At 43.4% G+C, this 23068-nt stretch carries 23 protein-coding genes and 2 tRNA genes; 22 read left to right on the top strand and 3 right to left on the bottom strand.

Annotated elements, in window-relative coordinates:
• Nucleotides 1–116: 116 nt before the first annotated feature.
• The 8 genes from TQ33_RS05850 (at nt 117) to TQ33_RS05815 (ending at nt 7040) form a co-directional block, all read left to right on the top strand.
• On the top strand, nt 117–719 hold the full coding sequence (locus tag TQ33_RS05850; protein WP_046561227.1) for a YhgN family NAAT transporter: 603 nt from the start codon (nt 117–119) through the stop codon (nt 717–719).
• Between the two features lie 178 nt (nt 720–897).
• Nucleotides 898–1926 (top strand): recombinase RecA, encoded by a 1029-nt coding sequence (gene recA / locus TQ33_RS05845; RefSeq protein ID WP_046561226.1) that lies wholly within the window; start codon nt 898–900, stop codon nt 1924–1926.
• Between the two features lie 33 nt (nt 1927–1959).
• Nucleotides 1960–2457, top strand: a complete 498-nt coding sequence (locus TQ33_RS05840) for a regulatory protein RecX (RefSeq protein WP_046561225.1) — start codon at nt 1960–1962, stop codon at nt 2455–2457.
• Nucleotides 2458–2539: 82 nt separating this feature from the next.
• The gene (gene alaS / locus TQ33_RS05835) at nt 2540–5158 is read left to right on the top strand and encodes an alanine--tRNA ligase (RefSeq protein ID WP_046561224.1); all 2619 of its coding nucleotides are present in this window, start codon (nt 2540–2542) and stop codon (nt 5156–5158) included.
• A gap of 240 nt (nt 5159–5398) precedes the next feature.
• The gene (gene csrA, locus TQ33_RS05830) at nt 5399–5626 is read left to right on the top strand and encodes a carbon storage regulator CsrA (RefSeq protein WP_046561223.1); all 228 of its coding nucleotides are present in this window, start codon (nt 5399–5401) and stop codon (nt 5624–5626) included.
• A gap of 62 nt (nt 5627–5688) precedes the next feature.
• Nucleotides 5689–5779 (top strand) — tRNA-Ser (locus TQ33_RS05825).
• A 160-nt stretch (nt 5780–5939) separates the two neighbouring features.
• Nucleotides 5940–6016, top strand: a tRNA-Arg gene (locus tag TQ33_RS05820).
• A gap of 307 nt (nt 6017–6323) precedes the next feature.
• Entirely contained in the window at nt 6324–7040 is a 717-nt protein-coding gene (locus tag TQ33_RS05815; RefSeq protein ID WP_046561222.1) for a flavodoxin family protein, read from the top strand.
• Between the two features lie 73 nt (nt 7041–7113).
• Here the strand turns inward: TQ33_RS05815 and TQ33_RS05810 are convergent, their stop codons facing one another.
• On the bottom strand, nt 7114–7542 hold the full coding sequence (locus tag TQ33_RS05810; RefSeq protein WP_046561221.1) for an organic hydroperoxide resistance protein: 429 nt from the start codon (nt 7540–7542) through the stop codon (nt 7114–7116).
• A gap of 12 nt (nt 7543–7554) precedes the next feature.
• Nucleotides 7555–8601 carry an NAD(P)-dependent alcohol dehydrogenase gene (locus TQ33_RS05805; protein WP_046561220.1) on the bottom strand — a complete coding sequence of 349 codons (1047 nt, stop codon included), beginning with the start codon at nt 8599–8601 and terminating at the stop codon, nt 7555–7557.
• A gap of 542 nt (nt 8602–9143) precedes the next feature.
• Here TQ33_RS05805 and TQ33_RS11965 point away from each other — a divergent pair.
• The 6 genes from TQ33_RS11965 (at nt 9144) to astE (ending at nt 14827) form a co-directional block, all read left to right on the top strand.
• Complete coding sequence (locus TQ33_RS11965; RefSeq protein WP_144405952.1) at nt 9144–9407, top strand: hypothetical protein; 264 nt, start codon at nt 9144–9146, stop codon at nt 9405–9407.
• Nucleotides 9408–9431: 24 nt separating this feature from the next.
• Nucleotides 9432–9833 carry a hypothetical protein gene (locus TQ33_RS05795; protein ID WP_046561218.1) on the top strand — a complete coding sequence of 134 codons (402 nt, stop codon included), beginning with the start codon at nt 9432–9434 and terminating at the stop codon, nt 9831–9833.
• Nucleotides 9834–9873: 40 nt separating this feature from the next.
• Nucleotides 9874–11418 (top strand): cryptochrome/photolyase family protein, encoded by a 1545-nt coding sequence (locus TQ33_RS05790; RefSeq protein ID WP_046561217.1) that lies wholly within the window; start codon nt 9874–9876, stop codon nt 11416–11418.
• Nucleotides 11419–11511: 93 nt separating this feature from the next.
• Nucleotides 11512–12927, top strand: a complete 1416-nt coding sequence (locus TQ33_RS05785; RefSeq protein WP_046561216.1) for a DNA recombination protein RmuC — start codon at nt 11512–11514, stop codon at nt 12925–12927.
• A gap of 31 nt (nt 12928–12958) precedes the next feature.
• Nucleotides 12959–13789, top strand: coding sequence for a M23 family metallopeptidase (locus TQ33_RS05780; RefSeq protein WP_046561215.1), 831 nt, complete (start codon nt 12959–12961; stop codon nt 13787–13789).
• A gap of 12 nt (nt 13790–13801) precedes the next feature.
• The gene (astE, locus tag TQ33_RS05775) at nt 13802–14827 is read left to right on the top strand and encodes a succinylglutamate desuccinylase (RefSeq protein WP_046561214.1); all 1026 of its coding nucleotides are present in this window, start codon (nt 13802–13804) and stop codon (nt 14825–14827) included.
• Between the two features lie 72 nt (nt 14828–14899).
• Here the strand turns inward: astE and ppsR are convergent, their stop codons facing one another.
• Entirely contained in the window at nt 14900–15721 is an 822-nt protein-coding gene (gene ppsR, locus TQ33_RS05770) for a posphoenolpyruvate synthetase regulatory kinase/phosphorylase PpsR (protein ID WP_046562334.1), read from the bottom strand.
• 142 nt (nt 15722–15863) lie between these two features.
• Between ppsR and ppsA the strand changes: the two genes are divergently transcribed.
• The 8 genes from ppsA (at nt 15864) to TQ33_RS05730 (ending at nt 23038) form a co-directional block, all read left to right on the top strand.
• Complete coding sequence (gene ppsA / locus TQ33_RS05765; RefSeq protein WP_046561213.1) at nt 15864–18233, top strand: phosphoenolpyruvate synthase; 2370 nt, start codon at nt 15864–15866, stop codon at nt 18231–18233.
• A 98-nt stretch (nt 18234–18331) separates the two neighbouring features.
• Nucleotides 18332–18739, top strand: a complete 408-nt coding sequence (locus TQ33_RS05760; RefSeq protein WP_046561212.1) for a hypothetical protein — start codon at nt 18332–18334, stop codon at nt 18737–18739.
• Between the two features lie 74 nt (nt 18740–18813).
• Nucleotides 18814–19254 (top strand): GNAT family N-acetyltransferase, encoded by a 441-nt coding sequence (locus tag TQ33_RS05755; RefSeq protein WP_046561211.1) that lies wholly within the window; start codon nt 18814–18816, stop codon nt 19252–19254.
• A 26-nt stretch (nt 19255–19280) separates the two neighbouring features.
• Complete coding sequence (locus tag TQ33_RS05750; RefSeq protein WP_046561210.1) at nt 19281–20939, top strand: AMP-binding protein; 1659 nt, start codon at nt 19281–19283, stop codon at nt 20937–20939.
• Between the two features lie 125 nt (nt 20940–21064).
• Nucleotides 21065–21322, top strand: a complete 258-nt coding sequence (locus tag TQ33_RS05745; protein WP_046561209.1) for a GlsB/YeaQ/YmgE family stress response membrane protein — start codon at nt 21065–21067, stop codon at nt 21320–21322.
• A gap of 108 nt (nt 21323–21430) precedes the next feature.
• A complete protein-coding gene (locus TQ33_RS05740; RefSeq protein ID WP_046561208.1) occupies nt 21431–21976 on the top strand; it encodes a glycine zipper 2TM domain-containing protein in 546 nt (181 codons plus the stop codon).
• 38 nt (nt 21977–22014) lie between these two features.
• Nucleotides 22015–22311, top strand: coding sequence for a PepSY domain-containing protein (locus TQ33_RS05735; RefSeq protein ID WP_228640035.1), 297 nt, complete (start codon nt 22015–22017; stop codon nt 22309–22311).
• Nucleotides 22312–22357: 46 nt separating this feature from the next.
• Nucleotides 22358–23038 carry a response regulator transcription factor gene (locus TQ33_RS05730; protein ID WP_046561207.1) on the top strand — a complete coding sequence of 227 codons (681 nt, stop codon included), beginning with the start codon at nt 22358–22360 and terminating at the stop codon, nt 23036–23038.
• Nucleotides 23039–23068 lie beyond the last annotated feature (30 nt).

Below are 23068 nucleotides of genomic sequence, written 5' to 3'. Positions count from 1 at the left end.
TCTATTAATAGCGCTATTTAAATGGTTTGTAAATTGTTTCTCTAATAATCAATCACTTGCGACACTGGTGAATTGAAATTAGGATGGGCAAAGTTTTGTCGTTTTGGGGATTAGTTATGAATTGGGGTGATATTGCTACGGCAGCGGTGACATTGTTTTTAATTATGGATCCACTAGGTAATGTACCAGTATTTAATGCGGTTCTATCAAATGTAGAGCCGAAAAGGCGCGTTAAGGTGATGGCGCGTGAGTTGATTATCGCCTTGTTGATTCTTTTAGGCTTTCTGTTCGCGGGTAACTCAATCCTCGCATTTTTAGGATTGACCCAGTCCTCGTTGAATATCGCAGGCGGTATTCTGTTATTTATTATTTCACTGCGCATGATCTTTCCGGGACGCCGCGAGCCGGGCGATGAAGTCGAGGAAGAAGAGCCTTTTATTGTGCCTTTAGCAATGCCGATGATTGCTGGACCTTCGACTATCGCCGTCCTGCTATTATTGAGCTCTAACCAACCGGGTCAAATCAACGAGTGGAGCATGGCTTTGTTGCTGTCTTGGCTGGTGACGACCATAATCCTGATCATGTCGCCTAAAGTGATGGCTTTAATCGGTAAGAAGGGTGCTAGGGCCCTTGAGCGTTTGATGGGGATGATTTTGATTATCCTTGCCACTCAAATGTTACTCAATGGTATTCGCGACTTTGTGGTTAGTTTAAGTTAATACTAAACGGATTGTACAAATAATCACCAGTTAAACTCAATCATCAATAGCTTACCGCTATTAGGGTGATTTTCTTAGCTTTGATCGGGAAATCACAGGTTACTTTTCGACGCTGTTTGTGGAATAATCAGTCTAATTTTCTCAATTCTTATAACATTTCAGTCAGTAGGTAATTTTGATGGATGACAACAAAAAGAAAGCGCTCGGTGCTGCTTTAGGTCAAATCGAGCGTCAATTCGGTAAAGGCTCGATCATGCGTCTTGGCGATGGCTCGGTAGCCAAGATCGGGGCGATTTCGACAGGCTCCCTTGGTCTGGATATTGCGTTAGGTATTGGTGGTTTGCCGAAAGGCCGTGTTGCTGAAATCTATGGTCCTGAATCATCGGGTAAAACAACGTTAGCACTACAGGCTATCGCAAGCTGTCAAGCAGAAGGCGGTACGGCTGCGTTTGTCGACGCGGAGCATGCGTTAGACCCTGTTTATGCAGAAAAATTAGGCGTTAATCTAGACGATTTGATTGTGTCTCAGCCAGATACGGGTGAGCAGGCGCTTGAGATTACTGATATGTTGGTTCGTTCTGGTGCGGTTGATATCCTTGTTGTGGACTCGGTTGCAGCCTTAACGCCGAAAGCAGAGATTGAAGGTGAGATGGGCGATTCGCACATGGGTCTTCAAGCTCGATTAATGTCACAGGCTTTGCGTAAGTTAACGGCAAACATCAAGCGTTCAAACACACTGTGTATTTTCATTAACCAAATTCGTATGAAAATTGGTGTGATGTTCGGTTCGCCAGAAACCACCACAGGTGGTAACGCATTAAAATTCTACGCTTCAGTTCGTTTGGACATTCGTCGAATTGGCCAAATCAAGCAGGGCGACGAGATTATCGGTAATGAAACTCGCGTCAAAGTGATTAAGAACAAAGTAGCGCCACCGTTTAAACAAGCGGAATTCCAAATCTTATACGGCGAAGGTACTTCGCTTGAAGGTGAGATTCTGGACTGGGGCGTGAAGCAAGAGTTGGTTGAGAAATCTGGTGCTTGGTATTCATATCAAGGCAACAAGATTGGTCAGGGTAAACAAAACGTTATTCAGTTCCTGAAAGATAATCCTGAGATCAAGAAAGAGATTGAAACGACTTTGCGTGACAAGTTACTTGTGACTGCCAAGCCTTCCGATGAAGAAGAAGCGCCTGAAGAGGCGTAATCCGGCTTTGGTCTTTCTTTAACGGATTCGTTTATGGGCTTTAAAAAGCCACCACGCGACTATAAAGTTATCGCGATGGATTTATTAGCACGCCGGGAACATTCCCGGCGTGAGCTTATTGATAAACTAAAACTCCGTGAGTTTGAAGGCGAAGAAGTTGAGGCTTACCTTGAACGACTGGCCGAGCGTGGCCTGCAAAGTGATGAGCGTTTTGCACAAAGTTTCATCCGACAGCGATCCCAAAACGGCTACGGACCCGTCAGAGTGCGCCAAGAGTTACGGCAAAAGGGCATTGAAGATTCAGCGATCAACCTCCATTTTGAAACTCTGGCTATCGATTGGTATAAAGTTGCTGTTATGGCGTGGCGCAAAAAGTACAATCAAGCGCCGGGTTCTGACATGAAGCTTAGAGCGAAGCAAACTCGGTTTTTACAATACCGTGGTTTCGATTTCGATATGATCAACCATGCACTATCTTCTGGGCCTGTCTCAGAGAATGAATCGAAAGATAATGACTTTGACTTGTTTTAGTTAAAAGTCATTGTTAAACAATTATTTAAGCGTGAATAGTAAAGTAAAAGGTTAATTTAAAGTGAGTACGACAGCTAAGACAATGACGACAAATGATATCCGCAAAGCCTTTTTAGCGTTTTTTGAAAAGAACGGTCACAAAGTCGTGGAGAGTGCGCCACTAATTCCGGCCAATGATCCGACTTTATTATTCACCAACGCCGGTATGGTGCCTTTCAAAGATTGCTTCCTAGGCACTGACAAGCGTTCTTACACCCGAGCGACAAGCTCCCAGCGTTGTGTGCGTGCTGGCGGCAAACATAATGATTTAGAAAACGTAGGATACACTGCACGTCACCATACGTTTTTTGAAATGCTCGGTAACTTTAGTTTTGGTGATTATTCCAAAAAAGAAGCTATCGGTTACTGTTGGGAGCTATTGACCGACGTCTTTAAATTGCCGAAAGAAAAGCTTTGGGTCACGGTCTACGCTGAAGACGATGAAGCTTATGATATTTGGGCAAAAGATATCGGTTTCCCTGAAGACCGTATCAGCCGTATTGGGGATAATAAAGGCGAGCGCTATGCCTCAGATAACTTCTGGGCCATGGGCGATACTGGGCCTTGTGGACCCTGTTCAGAAGTATTCTACGACCACGGCGAACATATCTGGGGCGGCCCTCCAGGAACACCGGAAGAAGATGGTGATCGCTATATTGAAATCTGGAACTTGGTATTCATGCAGTATAACCGTCATAAAGACGGCACTATGGAGCCACTACCTAAGCCATCAGTCGATACCGGCATGGGGCTAGAGCGTATTTCTGCGATTTTGCAGGGCGTTCACAGCAATTACGAAATTGATACTTTCCAGTACTTGATCAAGCAAACCGCAGACTTACTAAACGTTAAAGACTCAGACAATAAGTCGTTGCGTGTTATCGCGGATCATATTCGCTCATGCTGCTTCTTGATTCTTGACGGTATCGTGCCGAGCAATGAAGGGCGTGGTTATGTGCTTCGTCGTATTACTCGTCGCGCAATTCGCCATGGGCATCAACTTGGCGCTAAAGGCAACTTCTTCTCTAAGTTGGTGCAGGCGATGGTTGATATCATGGGCGAGGCTTACCCAGCGTTAAAAGAACAGCAGTCGATCATCGAAGGTGTTCTAGCCAAAGAGGAAGACGCTTTTGCTAAGACCTTAGATAAAGGCATGCAAATTCTTGAGGCGGACATCTCGGACATCAAGAATAAAACGATTTCAGGCGAGACGGTATTTAAGCTTTATGACACTTACGGTTTCCCACAAGATTTAACGGCTGATATTGCTCGCGAAAAAGGTCTTGAGATTGATTGGGACGGCTTTGAAAAAGCGATGGAGGAACAGCGTCAACGTGCTCGTGCTTCGAGTAACTTTGGTGTTGATTACAATGATTCGCTGACGTTAGAGGAAAAGTCTGAGTTCACGGGATACGACTATTTGAGCCAGCAGGTGAAAGTGGTCAAGCTTTTGAAAGACAGCGAACCTGTGGAGAGCCTGCGTGAAGGCGATAAAGGTATTGTCATTCTTGAGAAAACACCATTTTATGCTGAGTCAGGCGGTCAAGTTGGAGATAAAGGTTACTTGTATGGATGTGGCGCGAATTTTGTTGTCGAAGATACTCAAAATATTGGTGATGCCATTGCCCATATTGGCTATGTCGATAAAGGTGATATCACGAATGAGTCTGAATTAAACGCTAATGTTGATGGTGGCTTACGTCAAAGTACTATGCGTAATCACTCAGCGACCCACTTGTTGCATGCGGCACTGCGTGAGGTTTTAGGTAGCCATGTTCAACAGAAAGGCTCGCTAAATGATCCTGACCGTCTGCGTTTTGATTTCTCGAACCCTGAAGCGGTATCGCGTGAAGATTTAGCGATCGTAGAGCGCATGGTCAACGAAAAGATTTTTGAGAACCATTCCGTAGAAGCCGCGGTGATGTCGATGGACGAAGCCAAAGAGCAGGGTGCTATGGCTTTATTTGGTGAGAAGTATGGTGATGAGGTTCGAGTCTTAACCATGTCGCCGTTTTCAGTCGAACTTTGTGGTGGTACTCACGTCAAACGTACTGGTGATATTGGTCCGTTTAAAATCGTTTCTGAAACGGGTATTGCGGCAGGCGTTCGTCGTATTGAAGCGATTACAGGCGAAAGAGCGGTTGCTTGGATGCAACAATCTGAAAGTAAGTTTCATAGCCTAGGTAAACTGCTGAAAAGCGATCCTGCGCAATCCGTCGAAAAAGTTGAGCAATTACTCGACAAGTCAAAGCAACTAGAGAAGCAAATCCAACAATTGCAAAGCAAGTTAGCGTCGAACCAAGGTAGTGACTTGGCTTCGAATGCCGAAGAGATCAATGGTGTTAAATTGTTGGTGTCTAAACTTGAAGGTATTGAGCCAAAAGCGCTTCGAGATATGCAAGACCAACTGAAAAACAAACTTGGCTCTAGCATTGTTGTGTTAGGTATTGCTGGTGACGACAAAGTCAGTTTAATCGCTGGCGTCAGTAAGGATTTGACCTCTAAAGTAAAGGCGGGCGACTTAATTAAAATGGTTGCTGAGCAAGTTGGAGGCAAGGGTGGTGGACGTCCTGATATGGCACAAGCAGGTGGTAAAGACCCTGCAGCGCTACCAGCGGCTCTAGAATCTGTGAAACCGTGGGTATTAGAGAAACTTTCTTAAGAAGGCTCGATATACATTTGAATTTGAACAGGGTATTCTTGTAACAGAAAGTATTTTTGTGACTGGATGCGCAAAACTATAGTTTTGAAAGCGATTTATTGATAGAATTCGCGACTTCCGACGTTAGTGTCGGCTTTCTTTACATGAAATATTTTTTGAATTTGTAGATTTAAAATTTGTAGATAGTTGAGAGCGACTTGGATTTAGTCAGGAGTGCTCTCTAGGATAGAGGAGACTGGAATGTTAATTTTGACAAGACGCGTTGGCGAAACGCTGATGATTGGTGATGAGATCACTGTAACGGTACTTGGTGTTAAAGGAAATCAGGTTCGTATCGGTATTAATGCACCAAAAGAAGTCGCTGTTCACCGTGAAGAAATCTATTTGCGTATTCAACATGAAAAGCAAATGGAGAATTATCAACCAAATCAACCAGGTAATAATTCAGACGACGACTATAATTATTAAAAAAAGTTGGATTGGAGTGTTGCATTTTATCCTGAATAAGGTAACATTCCGTCCGCGTCAACGGTGAGGTGGCCGAGCGGCTGAAGGCGCTCCCCTGCTAAGGGAGTATACCCTAATCCGGTATCGAGGGTTCGAATCCCTCCCTCACCGCCATTATTTACTAACTCAGTAAATAGTGACGGAGAAACTAAAAAGCGACTGATTTTTAAACGCTTTTTTAGCTTCAAAAAGAAGTAAATAACTTTTAATAAATTATTTTAAAAGTTCGTTGACTTCTAAAAAACGGGTGGCATAATACGCCCCACAAAACGATGCGCGTGTAGCTCAGTTGGATAGAGTACCTGGCTACGAACCAGGCGGTCGGAGGTTCGAATCCTTCCACGCGCGCCATTATTTGAAAACCTCGCTACGGCGGGGTTTTTTATTGCCTGCACAAAAATCACACCCAAACTACTTCGGCCATAACAAAGTTATTATCTAAGGCCGTTCTGTCTCCTATATCCTTATAATCGTGCAATTCTGAGCTTCCAGCTCTTCATCGCACCATTATTTGAGAAAACTAGTAACTGCTTCAATCATCACTCTATTAATAGCCAGTAATTTCTATTTAGTAATTTTTCGATTAGTCTATTGGTAACGAAGAATATCACTCATGTCATAATGCGTTTTATTCCGCCTTATATAACGGAGTTTAAGCATGTCTAAATTCTCAAAACTAAAAGCGTTATTTATTAATACTTCACTAAAGAAAAAAGCGGACGAGAGTCATACGAGATTACTTCTTAACGCTTCCGCAGATATTATGAAGAAGAATGGTGTCTCGGTAGATTATCTGCATATGGCAGAGTATGTAGTCCCGCCTGGAGTGTATCCAGATATGACAGACCATGGGTGGGAGCGTGATGAATGGCCGATGTTGTGGGAAAAGGTGATTTCTGCTGATATTCTGATAGTCGGTACGCCTCTCTGGCTTGGTGAAGAAAGCTCACTATGCCGTATCTTAATCGAAAGGTTGTATGCCATGTCTGGGCAGCTTAATGATAAAGGTCAGTCTATTTATTATGGGAAAGTCGGAGGCTGCGTCATTACCGGAAATGAAGACGGTATTAAACATACTGCAATGAGCATAGGCTACGCTTTGAATCATCTAGGCTATACGACACCGCCACAAGCGGATTGTGGTTGGATTGGTGAGGCTGGCCCAGGTCCCTCGTATGGCGACGAGAAAGAAGGCGGCGAGCGTGTTGGCTTCGACAATGACTTTACGCAACGTAACACCACTATCATGACATGGAATTGCATGCACCTCGCGAAGATGCTTAAGGATTCAGGAGGGATACCCAATGAAGGAAATAATCGAAAGGCTTGGGAAGAGGGTGCGCGGTTCGGTTTTGAAAATCCAGAGGGTAATTAATTTATTCTTGTTAGGCTTATATAAAATGGCACGGTCGTTGCCGTGCCATTTAGTTCATGTGGTCAGTTATTGATTAAACAACTTTCAACCTGACATCAACACCGCCGCGGGTAGCGTTTGAGTAAGGGCAGACTTGATGAGCTTTCTCGACCAGTGACTCAGCTTCAGACTTGTCCATGCCTGGTATTGAAACTTGTAATTCGACGTCTATGGCGAAGCCACCATCGGTAGGGCCGATGCCAACTTCTCCGGTCACCGTAGTATCTTCGGGTAACTTTACCTTTTCTTGGCCAGCAACGTGTTGCATGGCGCCGATAAAGCAGGCTGAATAACCTGCCGCAAACAATTGCTCAGGGTTGGTGCCATTGCCGCCCGCGCCACCAAGTTCTTTGGGCGTTGATAAGGTGACTTCTAGTTTACCATCTTCAGATTTTGCTGTGCCTGAACGACCACCTGTGGCGGTCGCTTTCGTTTTATAGGCAATTTCATTGGGCTTTTTCATAAAAAAAACTCCTTATGATTTCAGGGATTTCATATCAATAACAAAGCGGTACTTGACGTCTGAGTCCATAACACGCTTGTACGCCGTGTTAATGTCCTGCATATCGATCATTTCAACGTCAGAGACAATGTCGTGTTCAGCGCAAAAGTCGAGCATTTCTTGAGTTTCAGCGATACCACCAATCAGTGAGCCCGCGATTCGTTTGCGCCCTAGAATTAAACCACCGCCGCTGAGTTCCGGTAGAGGCGTTAATGCGCCAACGATAACCATGGTAGCGTCGCGCTTGAGCAAATTAACGTAGGGGTTTAAGTCGTGAGATACTGGAACCGTGTTAAGGATAAAGTCAAATGAGCCTGCCTGTTGCTTCATCGCATCTTTATCTTTAGAGACAAGAACTTCGCTAGCGCCTAGACGTTTCGCATCAGAACCTTTCTCTGGAGAGGTTGTGATCATCACAACTTCAGCGCCCATGGCTTTTGCGATTTTTACGCCCATGTGGCCGAGGCCACCTAAGCCAACGACACCAACTTTATCGCCTGCTTTAACGTTCCACTGGCGAAGCGGAGAGTAGGTTGTGATGCCAGCGCACAAGAGCGGCGCAACGGCTTTTGTATCGAGCTTCTCAGAAACATTCAACACGAACTTTTGATCGACGACGATCTGATCCGAATAGCCACCGTGAGTGGGGCCTCCGAGAATAGGATCTTCGCTGCCATAAGTCATCACAGCACCGTTCTCACAGTATTGCTCTAGATCGTCATCACAAGCGCTACAAGTCTGGCAAGAATCCACCATACAGCCGACGCCGACTAATTGACCTTCTTTGAAGTTGGAAACTTTCGAGCCAACGGCTTTGACACGCCCAATGATTTCATGACCTGGAACGACCGGATAAACAGTTCCGCCCCAGTCATTATGAGCCGTGTGAATATCACTATGGCAAACACCACAGTATTCGATATCGATATGGACGTCGTTTTCACCCAGTTGACGTCGTTGGATCTCGATAGGGCCTAAGTCTGAGTCTGCGGATTGTGCTGCATATGCTGCTGTTTTCATTGTTTCTCCTAATCTTAGAGAGTGTGTAACGATTATAAGTGCTTAGGGTGAAAGTTTTGTTTAGACACTCCTCACCTTTGCATACTAATTACTTGGGGTTAAAGCTCATATCTCAAATATAGAGCCTATATTGGACGGTTAATTATTACTATAGGTTGATTTCTTCTCACTATATTAATTGAAGTTAATCTTCTTATTGTGAGTTTTCACAAAAAAATCACTCTTTAATAAATATAAATAATAAATGAAAACACACTGAGGGTTACATCATGAGTAGATTGATATACAAAATTCGGAGTTTTGAGACAGCAACAAACGCTTACTGCTATTTGTTAAAACATGGGCTTAGGCCTGACTGCTTACATATTGTTTCTAAAATGCAGTCTAAGTTCTTGAGAAGGGGCGTCAATACTGCAAATTTCTGGTACAAGACTAATATTATCAAAGGCAGCTTACTCGGGGCTTTTATTGGACTATTGTTATCGGTATTGATATATATAGTTTTCACGGAGTCTAATTTCATCAAAAGGGAGTTTGTATCAATGCTTTCAATTATTGCCACTCTGATTTCTATCGGCTTTTGTACATGGCTGGGTGGGCTTCTTGGTTTGGAGTCTAAAAACAGTTCACTGAGTAAGTATGAGCAATACATCAAAGATGGTGAGCATCTCCTGTTAGTCGATTTGAAAACCAATGAGTGTGTAGAAACGCTTAAGCTATTCTCAAAACAGTTTCATGATGCACAGTTATTGGATCACTTGGCGGATGAATTAATACCATTCGACTTTATGAGAACCGTCCATTAAGAATTGATTTGTTAGGAGAACACCATGAAAACTGTACTTTTTGTAATACTGTTAGCCTTATCCTTCTCTAGCCATGCGCTTATCGTTGTAGAGCCGGCCCCAGAGCAAGATACTGATGTCGTTTTGTTGCAAGCAACTACACCATTGGGTTTAACTCAAATTAGCCAAGCTGTTAGCTTTATTGAGCTGACACTAGGAGTAAGCCTAGTTGAGGAAAGCACTAGGTCGACAGCTTTTCGTTATAGAGCTGATAGATTTATTACGGTAGCTGAACAATCACTCTTGAGGTTAAATTTCCCCTCTATTGATGTAGCTATTACTTTTCCGATAGAGGCTTATGAAGCCAGACCAGGCAACGGAAATGGTGGGGGAGCTGGTTTACGTAAAGCCAAGAAAAGAGTGAGTTACGGTAATTCTTTAAAGTAAGCTCATTAAAAGTACTCTATAGTTAAGTTAGAAACGCTTGATGCCTCAGTACGATGAAATACGGATATTACTTGGTGACCAATTAAACGCCAAGCATAGCTGGTTTCAGGAAAAACAAGATGGCTGCTTATATGTGTTAGCAGAATTGCATCAGGAAGCGCAATACACTAAGCATCATGTACAAAAGATCTGTGCATTTTTTGATGCCATGAATCACTTTGCTCAAGCTTTACAGAAAGCTGGCCATGAATGTCTTTATCTTAACCTAGATGATACAGAACCCTATAAAAATCTCGTTCATTTGATAGAGAGCTTAATTGAAAAGTACAACGCAAAAGTTTTCTCATATCAGCTCCCTGATGAATATCGATTACGAGATCAGCTAGCAGATCTCCAAATAGAGGGGTGCAAAGTCTTAGCCTACAGCACAGAACACTTTTACCTAGATGAGTCTGAGTTTGGCCAGTACTTTCATAAAGACAAGCATAACCGTATGGAAAGCTTTTATCGCAAGATGCGTAAAAGATATTCGGTTTTGATGGATGGTGATACACCGCTGGGAGGTGACTGGAATTACGATAAAAAGAACCGTAATACACTAAAAAAGTCTGATCTTGAGGCTATTCCCGAGCCCTTAGTTTTTGCGAATGATGTCAGTGATATTTTGAAAAGGCTAGAACGGCATAATATTAAAACCTTTGGTAATGCCCATCAGTTGTTATTATGGCCAACCACAAGACAGCAGGCTCGTAAACTATTAAAGCACTTCTGTGAAAGCTGCTTGCCTCGTTTTGGTCAATTTCAGGATGCGATGACTAAAGCGTCTCAGCACAAATGGTCTTTGTATCACTCAAGACTGTCTTTCGCCCTTAATGCGAAAATTCTGTCGCCAAAAGAGGTCATATCTACAGCAATAAAAGCTTTTGAGCAAAACGATAATATCGACATTGCTCAGATCGAGGGATTCGTTAGGCAAATCATTGGCTGGCGAGAATTTGTCCGTGGTATCTACTGGACTCATGAAGATTATAGAGAGAAGAATTATTTTAATGCAAAGCGTGAACTTCCAAGTTACTTTTGGACGGGAGAGACAAAAATGCGTTGCCTGTCCGAGGCGATTACCCAATCGCTCGATTACGCTTATGCACACCACATTCAGCGACTCATGATCACGGGTAACTTTTGCTTGCTGACTGAAATTGACCCCGATCAAGTCGACGACTGGTATCTTGGTATTTATGTGGATGCCATAGAGTGGGTTGAAATGCCCAATACTCGTGGCATGAGCCAGTTCGCAGACGGTGGCATTATTGCTACCAAGCCTTACGCTGCCAGTGCTAACTATGTTCATAAAATGAGCGACTATTGTCAGGACTGTGAATACTCCCATAAAGAAAAGCACTCAGAAAACGCTTGTCCTCTCAATAGTTTGTACTGGCGCTTTATTGCTCATAATGAAGAAAAGTTAAGCCAGAATCATCGAATGAACATGATATACAGTGTTTGGAATAAAAAGGCTCAAGAGGAAAAAGAACTAATATTGAACAAGGCGGCCGGGGTTTTGAGAAATATTGAATCTTTATAGCTTCATATTCGGTGAAGCTACTCGTATCAAACACTACTTTTTTATGGTGATTTTGTTACACTGACTGAATAGTATTATTCATAGAACTTTGTAATGGATTTCAGCAGTTTTCTTACTAACAATTTACCACTTGCCTTGATCTTAGGCGTCATTATCGTATTGATTCTCGCTTTACTCGTGGCTGTCCTGCGACAGAATAAAGTGATTAAGGTCATTGCTGAGTCTCATGGCGGAGCGCATGAAGCGATCAAGGCTCTTGAACAGAAGCAAACCATGGCGTTTGATTACGCAAAAGCTGATTTGCATCGTATGGCTGAACAGAGCCAACGCTCGTCTGAAAACTTTATCGAAAAACTCCAAGGCAACCAGATAAAACTGGGCGAGTCATTCCAAGTCTTTCAAAATCAACTTCAAAAGGAGCTGGTTGGCTTTAAAGATAACCTTCAAAAAGACATTTTTAAGCTTAAAGAACAAATTGATACCAACCAAAAAGAATCTCAGGCTCAACTGCATGAACAGTTTAGGCGAGGCATTAAGGATGTTCGCGAAGAACTGACGCAAAGTCTCAAAAGTCATGGAGAAACTTTTGAAAAGAACATGAAAGGGCTGACTCAATCAACCGACGATCGTTTAAAAGAAATCAGTGGGCAGGTTGAGAAACGCCTAGCGGATGGTTTCGAGAAAACCACGAAAACCTTCCAAGACGTTTTAAAGCGCTTGGCGCTAATCGATGATGCACAGAAGAAAATTACTGAATTATCAAGCAATGTGGTCAGTTTGCAGGAAATCCTTTCTGACAAACGTTCACGCGGTGCCTTTGGAGAAGTGCAATTAGAATCATTGGTGTCTAATGTGATGCCAACGACTCACTACAAATTTCAGCATACCTTCACGAATGGCAAGATAGTTGACTGTGCTTTATTCCTACCGGAACCAACTGGTGTGATTGGTGTTGACGCCAAGTTCCCGCTGGAAAACTACCAGAAAATGGTGGACGTCGAATTATCGAAGCCTGAGCGTGATGCTTCTCATCGTGCTTTTGTGCAGGATATTAAGAAGCACGTTAAAGATATTGCCAGCAAGTATATTATTGATGGGGAAACAGCCACTGGAGCTGTGATGTTTATTCCTGCGGAGGCAGTCTTTGCAGAAATACATGCGCATCACCCTGAGTTAGTTGAGTTTGCGCAGCAAAATAAAGTCTGGATGGTGTCGCCGACAACTATGATGGCGTTGCTAACAACTGCCAGTGCTGTGCTTAAAGATGAGGCCACCCGTAAGCAGGTACATATTATCCAAGAGCACCTCGGCAAGCTTTCGGTTGAATTTGGTCGCTTCAAAGATCGCTGGGGCAAGTTGAACACTCATATTGATCGCTTAACGAAAAGTGCCAAAGATATTGATACGACTGCGGATAAAATCACCAAAAGGTTTGTCCAAATTGAACAAGTCGAATTACAAGACGAAGATGATGACGATGATCCAATCGGTATCGGTCATCAATCTTAGTCAAACCGTTGGTTAGTTAGGAATAGTATTTATGTTTAAAAACATCCTTCTCATTATAGTATTCAGTCTTTTTAGCTTTACGCTAAAAGCACAAGAACCATTGTTACTTTCTTTAAAAGGTGACTTTACTCAGGGTGGCTTAGTTATCGGGCAAGCCACTAAAGGCTCAAAGGTCACTTTCGAAGATACCGACCTAGAATTAACACCTGACGGTTATTTTGTTTTTGGTTTACATCGTGATATGCCCGACACCGCGACTCTAACCGTCACAAATGGTGACAGCAAAGAAGTACAAAAATTGTTCGTTCGTAAGCGTGATTATAATATTGAGCGAATTGATGGTTTACCGCCGTCAAAAGTAAACCCTATGAAGCCTGAAGTATTGAAGCGAATTCGTAAAGAAGGGGCTTTGGTGGCAGAGGCCCGTAAAAATACCAGCAAAGATGAATTTTTCATGCAAGACTTTATCTGGCCAGCAGAAGGGCGCTTGAGCGGTTTCTATGGCAGCCAGCGGGTATTGAATGGCGAACCCAAGCGTCCGCATTACGGCGTGGATGTTGCTGCACCTACAGGAACTGAAGTCGTAGCTCCCGCGGACGGTACTGTACGCTTGGCGTATGATGATATGTTTTATTCTGGGGGCACCTTGATCATCGATCATGGTTATGGCGTCTCTTCGACTTTTATTCACCTCAACTCTATCGATGTTGAGAATGGCCAAAAAGTGAAGCAGGGCGATAAGATCGCAACCATTGGTGAAACTGGGCGTGCAACAGGCCCTCATCTTGATTGGCGTATCAATTGGTACAGCTCAAGGCTAGATCCTCAGCTATTGGTACCACCTTTTCAACACGACAAATAAGACCGATAAAGCATGAATATCAGCGAGTTTTGTAAGACATTTAATTTATTAGATTTTGTACGAGAACACCTCGAGGGGCATAAGCCTTTTTCAATGGCATTAGAAGACTTTGAGGTGACTTTTCATGATGTGGGCATCATCGAATTTAAACCCAAGAAAGAGTCGCAACAGTATCTAGCGCTTTCTGCCGGTGTGCATGGTAATGAAACCGCCCCCATGGAAATTGTGTCAGACATGGTTCATGACCTCTTGAATGGCCAACTGGCTCTAAAGTGTCATTTACTGATTATGATCGGACATCCACAAGCGATGCTCAAAGAAGAACGGTTTATTGATTTTAACCTGAACCGTATGTTTAGCGGCGAGTGGAAACAATACTGGGAACAACGTGACGAGATTTGTGAGGTAGAGCGAGCCAAGAGACTGGAGCAAGCTGTGAGTGACTTTTTCGCTCAAAGCTGCGCCAACGATACTCGCTCACATTATGATCTACACACTGCTATTCGAGCCTCTAAATATCAAAAATTTGCTATTTATCCCTACTTGGATAGCCGTGAGCATAATCCTGCGGTGTTGAACCTTATGCAGGATTTTGGCGTCAATACCATCCTGCTTTACCACAAACCAAGTACGGTATTCTCGTATCATTCGAGCAGTAATTTTAAAGCAGACAGTATTACGGTTGAGTTAGGCAAAGTGAAACCATTCGGGGCCAATAACCGCGATGACTTTGCAGATGCCGAAAAAACGCTGCGGGCATTGGTCGACTCCAGCTATAGCTATGATCACAGTTCTCGCTATAAAACCAATGGCCAGAGGCTGTTTAAAGTAAAACGTGAGCTAGTAAGAATCAGTGATGATTCACACCTTAATGTGGATGATGATTTAGCAAACTTCAGTAGTTTTGATAAAGGTTTTGAGCTACTCAGCGACCCTGAGGAGCCGTATATTGTCGAAAACGATGGTGAAGCTATTGTGTTCCCAAATAATAATGTCCCTATTGGGCAAAGGATGGCACTGGTTGTAGAAGAGGTCTAAGCCTTAAAAAAAATCCCCGCATAAGTCGGGGATTTTTTAATTGGATAGTTGTCGTGCACTGATTAAGCCTACTTAGAAAATCCTTCTTTCTATTCCTGTATCATTCATGATCTTTACCGCAAGCTCTTCTACTGAGCGAGAAGTTGTATTGATAAACGGTAGTTTTTCACGTCGATAAAGAGCCTCGACTTCACGAGTTTCAAACATGCACTGTTGGAATGATGAATATTTACTGTCTGGGCGGCGGCCGGTACGAATTTCATGCAGGCGCATCGGATCAATGCTTAGACCGTAAAGCTTGTGGCGGTTTTTTGCTAAGCCATCTTTGAGTTTGATATTGGGCAAATCTTCATCGGTAAATGGATAGTTGGCGGCGAAAATTCCAAACTGCATGGCTAAATAGAGCGAGGTTGGCGTTTTACCGCACCGAGAAGGCCCCACTAGGATAATGTCTGCTTGGTCGTATTGCTTAGTGGTTGCGCCATCATCGTTATTAAGCGCGAAGTTAACGGCGCTCATACGAGTATCATAGGCCTGTAAGTCATCTGTAGAGTGTGATTTACCCACACTAAATGAACTTCTCACCCCTAACTCTTTTTCCAAAGGCCCAATGTAAGTGTGGAAGAAGTCGAGCAGAATCGCCTCTGACTTTAAAATGATTTCCCGTATCTCAGGACGAACAATGGTTTCGAACACTAAAGGAGGGACGCCATCACGCACGGCGGTTTGATTGATTCGTGCTACCGCTGCCAAAGCCTTATCTTCATCATCGACAAAAGGGATGGTGTGGTAGGTGAACTCAACATGATCTTCAAACTGGGCAGTGAGTGACTGGCCAAGCAATTCGGCGGTTATACCCGTTCGATCTGAAATAAAGAAGACTGTACGTTTCATATTTGTGCAATAACCAGTAAAATGGCGACCTTTAATGACCAATGAGTGTGTGAATTTAAGCATTTACGCCTGTTTTCAGCAAGTAGCCGCTGGGATAGAGGGCAATTTTCTTTAATTTACAGACCGCAACGGGAGAAATACTTTGGATAAGTACGTACTTTGGTATGAAGAGTTAGGCATGGGCGACGTCGAGCGCGTAGGTGGTAAAAACGCGTCTTTAGGCGAGATGATCAGTAATTTAAGCAACATGGGTGTTAGTGTACCTGGCGGTTTCGCCACTACAGCTGATGCTTTTAGAGCTTTCTTGGAGCAAAGTGGCCTAAACGAAAGAATTAATAACGAGCTGGATGGATTAGACGTTGATGACGTTGAAAAGTTGGTTGAAGTTGGTGCAAAAATCCGTGGCTGGGTTATGGAAACGCCTTTTATTCCAGAAATGGAAATGGCAATCACGGATGCTTATAACAAATTAAAAGGCGACTCTAATGAAGAGTTTGCTGTAGCTGTTCGTTCTTCTGCGACCGCTGAAGATTTACCAGATGCTTCTTTTGCAGGGCAACAAGAAACCTTCCTTAACGTTCGTGGTTTAGACAATGTGATGAAAGCGCTTAAAGAAGTGTTTGCGTCCTTGTTTAACGATCGCGCCATTGCTTACCGTGTTCACCAAGGTTTTGAGCACAAGTTAGTTGCTCTTTCTGCTGGCGTGCAAAAGATGGTTCGAAGTGATATCGCTGCCAGCGGCGTGATGTTCACTATGGATACTGAGTCTGGCTTTGAAGATGTGGTCTTTATTACCGGTGCTTATGGTCTTGGCGAAACAGTCGTTCAGGGCGCGGTAAACCCTGATGAATTCTATGTTTATAAGCCAACGCTTGAGCAAGGTCGTCAGGCCATCGTGCGTAAAACCCTTGGTGGTAAAGCCATTAAAATGGTTTATACGGATAATAACGAGCATGACAAAAGTATTGAGACCGTAAACGTAGAGCATAATGAGCGTATGAATTTCTGTATTAACAATGCAGAGGTTCAAGAGTTAGCGAAGCAAGCGATGATCATCGAAAAGCACTACAAGCGTCCGATGGACATTGAGTGGGCTAAAGATGGTGCTGACGGCAAGTTGTACATCGTTCAGGCTCGCCCTGAAACGGTAAAAAGCCGCTCAGACAAAAACGTCATCGAGCGATACCAGCTAAAGAACAAGTCTGAGCTAGTTGCGACAGGTCGTGCAATCGGTCAGCGTATCGGTAAAGGTAAGGCGCGTGTGATTAGCTCTATCGATCAAATGAAGGACGTTCAAAAAGGCGACGTCTTAGTGACTGACATGACAGACCCAGACTGGGAGCCTGTGATGAAGCGTGCCGCAGCTATCGTTACTAATCGCGGCGGGCGTACATGCCACGCGGCGATTATTGCTCGTGAGCTTGGTATTCCTGCGGTAGTGGGTTGTGGTGATGCTACGGATCGTATTAAAGACGGTGCCGAAGTTACGGTGAGTTGCTCGGAAGGCGATACGGGTAACATTTATCAAGGATTACTAGATTTCGAAATCAATAAAAGCTCAATTGATAATATGCCTGACCTGCCATTTAAAATCATGATGAATGTAGGTAACCCTGATCGTGCTTTTGATTTCGGTCAATATCCTAATGCTGGTGTCGGTCTAGCGCGCTTAGAGTTCATTATCAACCGCATGATCGGTGTACACCCGAAAGCACTTTTAAACTATGACAAGCTGGAAGATGATAATCTTAAAAAGACTATTGCTATGCAGATGTCTGGTTACGCCAACCCGAAAGAGTTTTATATCAGCAAATTGGTCGAGGGTATCTCAACCATTGCTTGTGCTTTTGCGCCAGAAAAAGTCATTGTTCGTATGTCAGACTTTAAGTCGAATGAGTATGCTAACTTAATCGGCGGCAGCCTTTATGAGCCACATGAAGAGAATCCTATGATAGGTTTCCGTGGTGCTTCTCGCTACATTTCTGAGGACTTCCGTGATTGCTTCGAGCTTGAGTGTGAAGCGATTAAGCGTGTTCGCAATAAGATGGGTTTCAACAATGTTGAAATTATGATCCCATTCGTTCGAACTTTGGGCGAAGCAAAGCGTGTGATGGAATTGCTTGAAGAGAATGGCTTGAAGCGCGGTGATAATGGTTTACGCGTCATTATGATGTGTGAGTTGCCATCGAACGCTGTGTTGGCTCAAGAGTTCTTAAAGTATTTTGATGGCTTCTCAATCGGCTCTAACGACTTAACTCAGTTATCGTTAGGCTTGGATCGTGACTCAGGTATTATTTCTCACTTGTTTGATGAACGTGATCCAACCGTTAAAGTACTACTGGCTAACGCTATTAAGGCGTGTAAGAAAGCTAACAAGTACATTGGTATCTGTGGTCAAGGTCCTTCAGACCACCCAGATTTCGCCAAGTGGCTGATGGAGCAAGGCATTGATAGCGTTTCCTTGAACCCAGACACAGTACTAGAAACTTGGTTGTTCTTAGCAAAACAGTAATTCACAGTTTAAAGAATTTTACTTTGCTAAACATAAAGCGCGTGGCATACTTAATTCGAGTTACAGGAATTTTCTAAATAAATGAGGAGGTTAGCTCGATGAAACGTTTAGCTATTGCGCTTTTGGCTTCAACTTTGGTGATCGCTTGTAGTGATGAAAAACAAGAGGAAGCTAAAGAAGAAAGTAAAGAAGCTATGGAAGCGATGAAAGACGCAGGCAGTGAAGCTTGGCAAGAAACGAAAGAAGCTACAGCTACTGCGGTCGATAAAACTCAAGAACTGGCTTCTGATGCCGCTGACGCAACTGCTGAAGCAGCGGAAGACGTTAAAGAAGCAACTGCTGATGCTTATAATGCTACAAAAGAAGAAGCTCAGGAGATGCTAGACGATGCAGAGCAAGCTTTAGAGGAAGCGAAAGCTGACTCGAAAGAGGCTTTAGCTGAAGCTGAAGAAGAGCTTGAAGAAGCTAAAGAAGAGTTAGAAGAGAAAGACAAAGGCGAGCACTAATTCGTTAAATGTTGTTCTCTGTTTTAATCGAAGCCATCTGAATTCTCAGGTGGCTTTTTTTATGGGCGTAAGCTATGAATATCAATATTAGTGTTGTTCCAGTCGAAAAAATCTACCCGCTAAGGCACCAAGTCCTCCGTACCGGTCAGCCTCTCGAAACCTGTTACTATCCAGAAGATTCCCGCGATGGTGTTTTTCACTTAGCAGCAATCAAAGATGATGAGGTTGTCGGTATTGCATCCTTTTACCCAGAAAATCATGATGCGTTCGGTGATGTCAATTGCTGGCGCCTAAGGGGGATGGCGACCTCGGAAACAGTTAGAGGGCAGGGGGTTGGACGCCAGTTGTTGCAGCATGGTTTAACCCATTGCTACCAAAAAGGTGCGGGCTTGCTCTGGTGTAACGCCCGAGTTAGCGCCAGTGAGTTCTACCGAAAACTTAATTTTGCAATACAGGGCGAAGCGTTTAATATAGAAGATATCGGACCACATCATCTGATGTATTATCAATATTAACCATAACAAGAGTCAGGAAAGAACGTATGAGTCAGTCTGGGGTTAGCCAACTAGAATTAGAAAATACCTTATCAGCATTTTATCGCTGGGAAAAAGTTAAGGCACACGAGCCATTTCTCCGTCAGCCTTTTGGTAATGATTGGAAGGAATATACCTGGCAAAATGCGGGCCAACAAATTCGTAAAATGGCGACCTATTTAAAACGCGAATTACCTGCTAATAGCAAAGTAGCCATATTGTCCTATAACTGCTCACACTGGATCATGGCTGATCTGGCGATTATGCTCGCTGGACATATTAGCGTGCCCATCTATCCAAGTGCCGGCTCTGACACCATCACAACAATTCTAGAGCATAGTGAATCGAAAATGGTGTTTGTTGGCAAGTTTCCTGAGTGGAGTAAAAAGTCGGACGCTATTCCTGAAGACCTTTCCATTATAGGGTGCCATGAAACCCATGAGGGCTTAAAAGATTGGGATGAAGTAATTGCCAATGAAGAGCCTTATGCGGACTCTCCTGTGCCCGACTTTGATGAATTAGCCACCATCATTTACACATCAGGAACTACGGGAATCCCGAAAGGTGTGTTAATTACTCATAAGATTCTTTCAAATGGCGCTGCTGCGGCCTCTGCTTTTATTGATTTTAAAGAGGAGCGCTGTTTTTCCTACTTACCATTAGCTCACTGTGCTGAGCGTGAATTGACTGAAATCATCAGTATCCATACTGGCAGTGTTATTTCATTCACCGAGTCACTTGAGCGCTTTCAGGCGAACATACAATCAGTCCGTCCGACTATTTTCTTTGGCGTCCCAAGGATTTGGCTAAAGTTCCAGCAAGGAATCGAGGAAAAAGCAGGCAAGACTAAACTTAAGATTTTACTTAAAATACCGTTTGTTAACTCATTGATTAAAAAGAAAGTTCTAAAGGGGCTTGGTCTTGATAAGGCCAAAATTTGTCTGTCTGGGGCGGCGGCGCTTCCTGAAGGAACCTCTAAGTTCTTTCAATCAATCGGTATTCGAATATGTGAGGCTTACGGTCTAACCGAAACGATGGCATTTTCTCATGCCTCGTCACCAGACACCTGGAAACAGGGTTCGGTCGGTATCGCTATGCCAACGGCTGAAGCTAAAATTGCTGAAAGCGGCGAGGTGTTGTTGCGGAGCCCTTGTGTGATGCAGGGTTACTATAAAGAACCGCTTAAAACCAAAGAAGCCATTGATGATGACGGTTTTTTCCATACTGGCGATTTAGGTGAGATCGATAAGGACGGGTTTTTAACGATTACTGGGCGTGTTAAGGATATTTTCAAAACTTCTAAAGGTAAATACGTCTCGCCAGTACCCATTGAAGCGACTTTAGAGCCTGAGCTTGGAGTTGAGCATTTATGTGTCATTGGCGATGGTTTGCCATCGCCGATTGCTATCGCATCAATTTATAATAAAGAGTTTCAGGATAAAGAGGCATACCACGAAGAAGCTGTGCAGTTGATTCAAAAAATCAATAACAACCTTGAAGGGCATGAGCGTTTGAGCAAGCTTGTTTTGGTTAATGAAGAATGGAGTCCTGAAAATGGTTTGATTACTCCAACCCTTAAAATCCGTCGTCAACGCATTGAACAGCATTATAAAGCCAAGCTTGATGGTTATATGAAATCAGAAGAGTCGGTTGTCTGGGACAAGTAAAGTGTGAGCTAAATAACGTTATTTTATCGATACTTAACGATATTTTACGTTCATTTCATTAACTCAGCTCATGATTATGGCATACTGGATAGTGTCAATAATCAACTTGATTAAGGAGAAAAGACATGGGTATTCTTACTTGGATTGTTGTAGGTTTAGTTGCAGGAGCATTGGCGAAGCTAATTATGCCAGGCCCAGATAAAGGCGGCTGGATCATGACCATTATACTCGGTATTGTTGGTGCATTCGTTGGTGGCTTTGTAGGTAACTTACTAGGATTAGGTGGTACACAAGCTACAGGCTTCAATATTCCTACCTTACTGACAGCAACTGGCGGTGCTATTATCATCTTGTTCTTATACAGAACCTTTAGCAAGCCATAATAACTATATAAGTACTCTCAAAATTGGTTCATCTGAGATTCAGTTGAACCTCAGTAAACTGTCTCCTGAAATAAGCCAGCTTTGTTGCTTGGTATCAGGAGACAGCTAATGAAACTCAAACATCCATTATTAATCACATCGTTAGCGCTTTCAGCGCTGATTCTTCCATTATCGGTACAAGCCGACCATCGGTACGATCGACATGCGCACTATGATAGTGGCTACGAGCGCAAACACTATACAAAAGGGAAGGTTGTCGATGTCACACCTATTTATGAGCAAGGTTACCGCTATGATGAGCCAGTTAGAACTTGTCATTCGGAACGAACTCGCTATGATGCAAGTGACCGTCGCGGTAAAGCGTTGGTCGGTGGAGTCGTTGGTGGTTTAATTGGTTACAAAATTGGCGATAAGCAACGACACAAAAACGTTGGTGCAGTTGCTGGCGCGTTAATTGGTGCTTCGATTGCAAAAAATAGCTCCGGTCAAAGGCAGACTCACTGTTCCACACATTATCAGTCACGTTATGCGCGAGGTGGGGTTGTCGGTTACGACGTGGTGTATAAATACCGCGGCCGTCATTACACAACGTTTTCAAAGTACCGCCCTGGTCGCTGGATTGAAATTGAGCGTCCTAGAAAACACTATCGTTAACATTGAATTCATGAAGTGAGATTGTGTAAGAGACTGAAATGATCAAGAAACTAACTCTTATAGCTTTGATGGTAGTGGCTGTTTTGTTTGCGCAGAATGTTCATAGTGCATCACAAAAGCTACTGCCAACTCCTGAGCTTCGAGAAAAGAAAACCTGCACCCCCATAGGCAAAGGTGCAGCCATGAGTGCTGCGGCGCGTAGGGTCAATGGCAAAGTATTATCTGCCAGTTTGAACATGCGTGCTCGGCCTCCAGTATATCGTGTTAAAATTTTGACTGATTCAGGCAGAGTGCGTCATGTGTACGTCAATGCTTGTAATGGTCGTTTAGCCTAACGGTGATCAACCGTTAGGTTTTGACATTACTTAGGGGTTAATAACAATGAAAATACTCTTGATGGAAGATGATGATGCCTTGCGTCAGCAATTGGTGACTGCTTTAGAAAAACAAAGCTATGTCGTTGAGCAAGCTCCTAATGGTGAAGAAGGACTTTATTTAGGACGTGAATTTTCTTTTGATTTGGGAATATTTGATCTTGGCTTACCGGATATCTCCGGTATCGAAGTCATCGAAACGTTGCGTAAAGAAGATATTGGCTTCCCAGTATTAATTCTAACGGCGCGAGGCCATTGGCAAGATAAAGTTGATGGACTAGCAGCTGGTGCTGATGACTATTTAGTGAAGCCATTTCAGATCGAAGAGCTATTGGCTCGGGTTAATGCGCTATTACGCAGAGCCTCGGGTTACGCTAAGCCAGAAATCGAAAAAGGTCCAATAAGCCTCAACAGCCTTAAACAAGAAGTTAAAGTTAACGGCGAGCCGATGGATTTAACCGCGTATGAGTACAAAGTTATTGAATACTTGATGCTTAACCCTGACAAAGTAGTGTCAAAAACAGAACTCACCGAACACCTTTACGCACAAGACTATGACCGTGACTCGAACGTTCTTGAAGTTTTCGTGGGCCGTTTGCGCAAAAAAATCGATCCTGACGGTACTTTAAAGCCTATTGAAACTTTACGAGGGCGAGGCTATCGTTTGAATAGTGATTTAGATAAGTAGTTTTGCTCAATCGCTCTAGGCTAGGACATA

Origin of the sequence: Kangiella geojedonensis (assembly GCF_000981765.1) — a bacterium.
Classification (GTDB): domain Bacteria; phylum Pseudomonadota; class Gammaproteobacteria; order Enterobacterales; family Kangiellaceae; genus Kangiella; species Kangiella geojedonensis.
This window is presented reverse-complemented; position numbering and strand designations above follow the sequence as displayed.

Bases quoted from the DNA above. Each gene is read 5' to 3' on its own strand.
- alaS (WP_046561224.1), top strand. From the start codon at position 2,540: ATGACGACAAATGATATCCGCAAAGCCTTTTTAGCGTTTTTTGAAAAG.
- TQ33_RS05795 (WP_046561218.1), top strand. From the start codon at position 9,432: ATGAAAACTGTACTTTTTGTAATACTGTTAGCCTTATCCTTCTCTAGC.
- TQ33_RS05810 (WP_046561221.1), bottom strand. From the start codon at position 7,542: ATGAAAAAGCCCAATGAAATTGCCTATAAAACGAAAGCGACCGCCACA.
- TQ33_RS05740 (WP_046561208.1), top strand. From the start codon at position 21,431: ATGAAACTCAAACATCCATTATTAATCACATCGTTAGCGCTTTCAGCG.
- TQ33_RS05805 (WP_046561220.1), bottom strand. From the start codon at position 8,601: ATGAAAACAGCAGCATATGCAGCACAATCCGCAGACTCAGACTTAGGC.
- TQ33_RS05785 (WP_046561216.1), top strand. From the start codon at position 11,512: ATGGATTTCAGCAGTTTTCTTACTAACAATTTACCACTTGCCTTGATC.
- TQ33_RS05780 (WP_046561215.1), top strand. From the start codon at position 12,959: ATGTTTAAAAACATCCTTCTCATTATAGTATTCAGTCTTTTTAGCTTT.
- TQ33_RS05790 (WP_046561217.1), top strand. From the start codon at position 9,874: ATGCCTCAGTACGATGAAATACGGATATTACTTGGTGACCAATTAAAC.
- TQ33_RS05730 (WP_046561207.1), top strand. From the start codon at position 22,358: ATGAAAATACTCTTGATGGAAGATGATGATGCCTTGCGTCAGCAATTG.
- astE (WP_046561214.1), top strand. From the start codon at position 13,802: ATGAATATCAGCGAGTTTTGTAAGACATTTAATTTATTAGATTTTGTA.
- TQ33_RS05815 (WP_046561222.1), top strand. From the start codon at position 6,324: ATGTCTAAATTCTCAAAACTAAAAGCGTTATTTATTAATACTTCACTA.
- TQ33_RS05850 (WP_046561227.1), top strand. From the start codon at position 117: ATGAATTGGGGTGATATTGCTACGGCAGCGGTGACATTGTTTTTAATT.
- TQ33_RS05745 (WP_046561209.1), top strand. From the start codon at position 21,065: ATGGGTATTCTTACTTGGATTGTTGTAGGTTTAGTTGCAGGAGCATTG.
- TQ33_RS05840 (WP_046561225.1), top strand. From the start codon at position 1,960: ATGGGCTTTAAAAAGCCACCACGCGACTATAAAGTTATCGCGATGGAT.
- csrA (WP_046561223.1), top strand. From the start codon at position 5,399: ATGTTAATTTTGACAAGACGCGTTGGCGAAACGCTGATGATTGGTGAT.
- TQ33_RS11965 (WP_144405952.1), top strand. From the start codon at position 9,144: ATGCTTTCAATTATTGCCACTCTGATTTCTATCGGCTTTTGTACATGG.
- TQ33_RS05750 (WP_046561210.1), top strand. From the start codon at position 19,281: ATGAGTCAGTCTGGGGTTAGCCAACTAGAATTAGAAAATACCTTATCA.
- TQ33_RS05760 (WP_046561212.1), top strand. From the start codon at position 18,332: ATGAAACGTTTAGCTATTGCGCTTTTGGCTTCAACTTTGGTGATCGCT.
- ppsR (WP_046562334.1), bottom strand. From the start codon at position 15,721: ATGAAACGTACAGTCTTCTTTATTTCAGATCGAACGGGTATAACCGCC.
- TQ33_RS05755 (WP_046561211.1), top strand. From the start codon at position 18,814: ATGAATATCAATATTAGTGTTGTTCCAGTCGAAAAAATCTACCCGCTA.
- TQ33_RS05735 (WP_228640035.1), top strand. From the start codon at position 22,015: ATGATCAAGAAACTAACTCTTATAGCTTTGATGGTAGTGGCTGTTTTG.
- recA (WP_046561226.1), top strand. From the start codon at position 898: ATGGATGACAACAAAAAGAAAGCGCTCGGTGCTGCTTTAGGTCAAATC.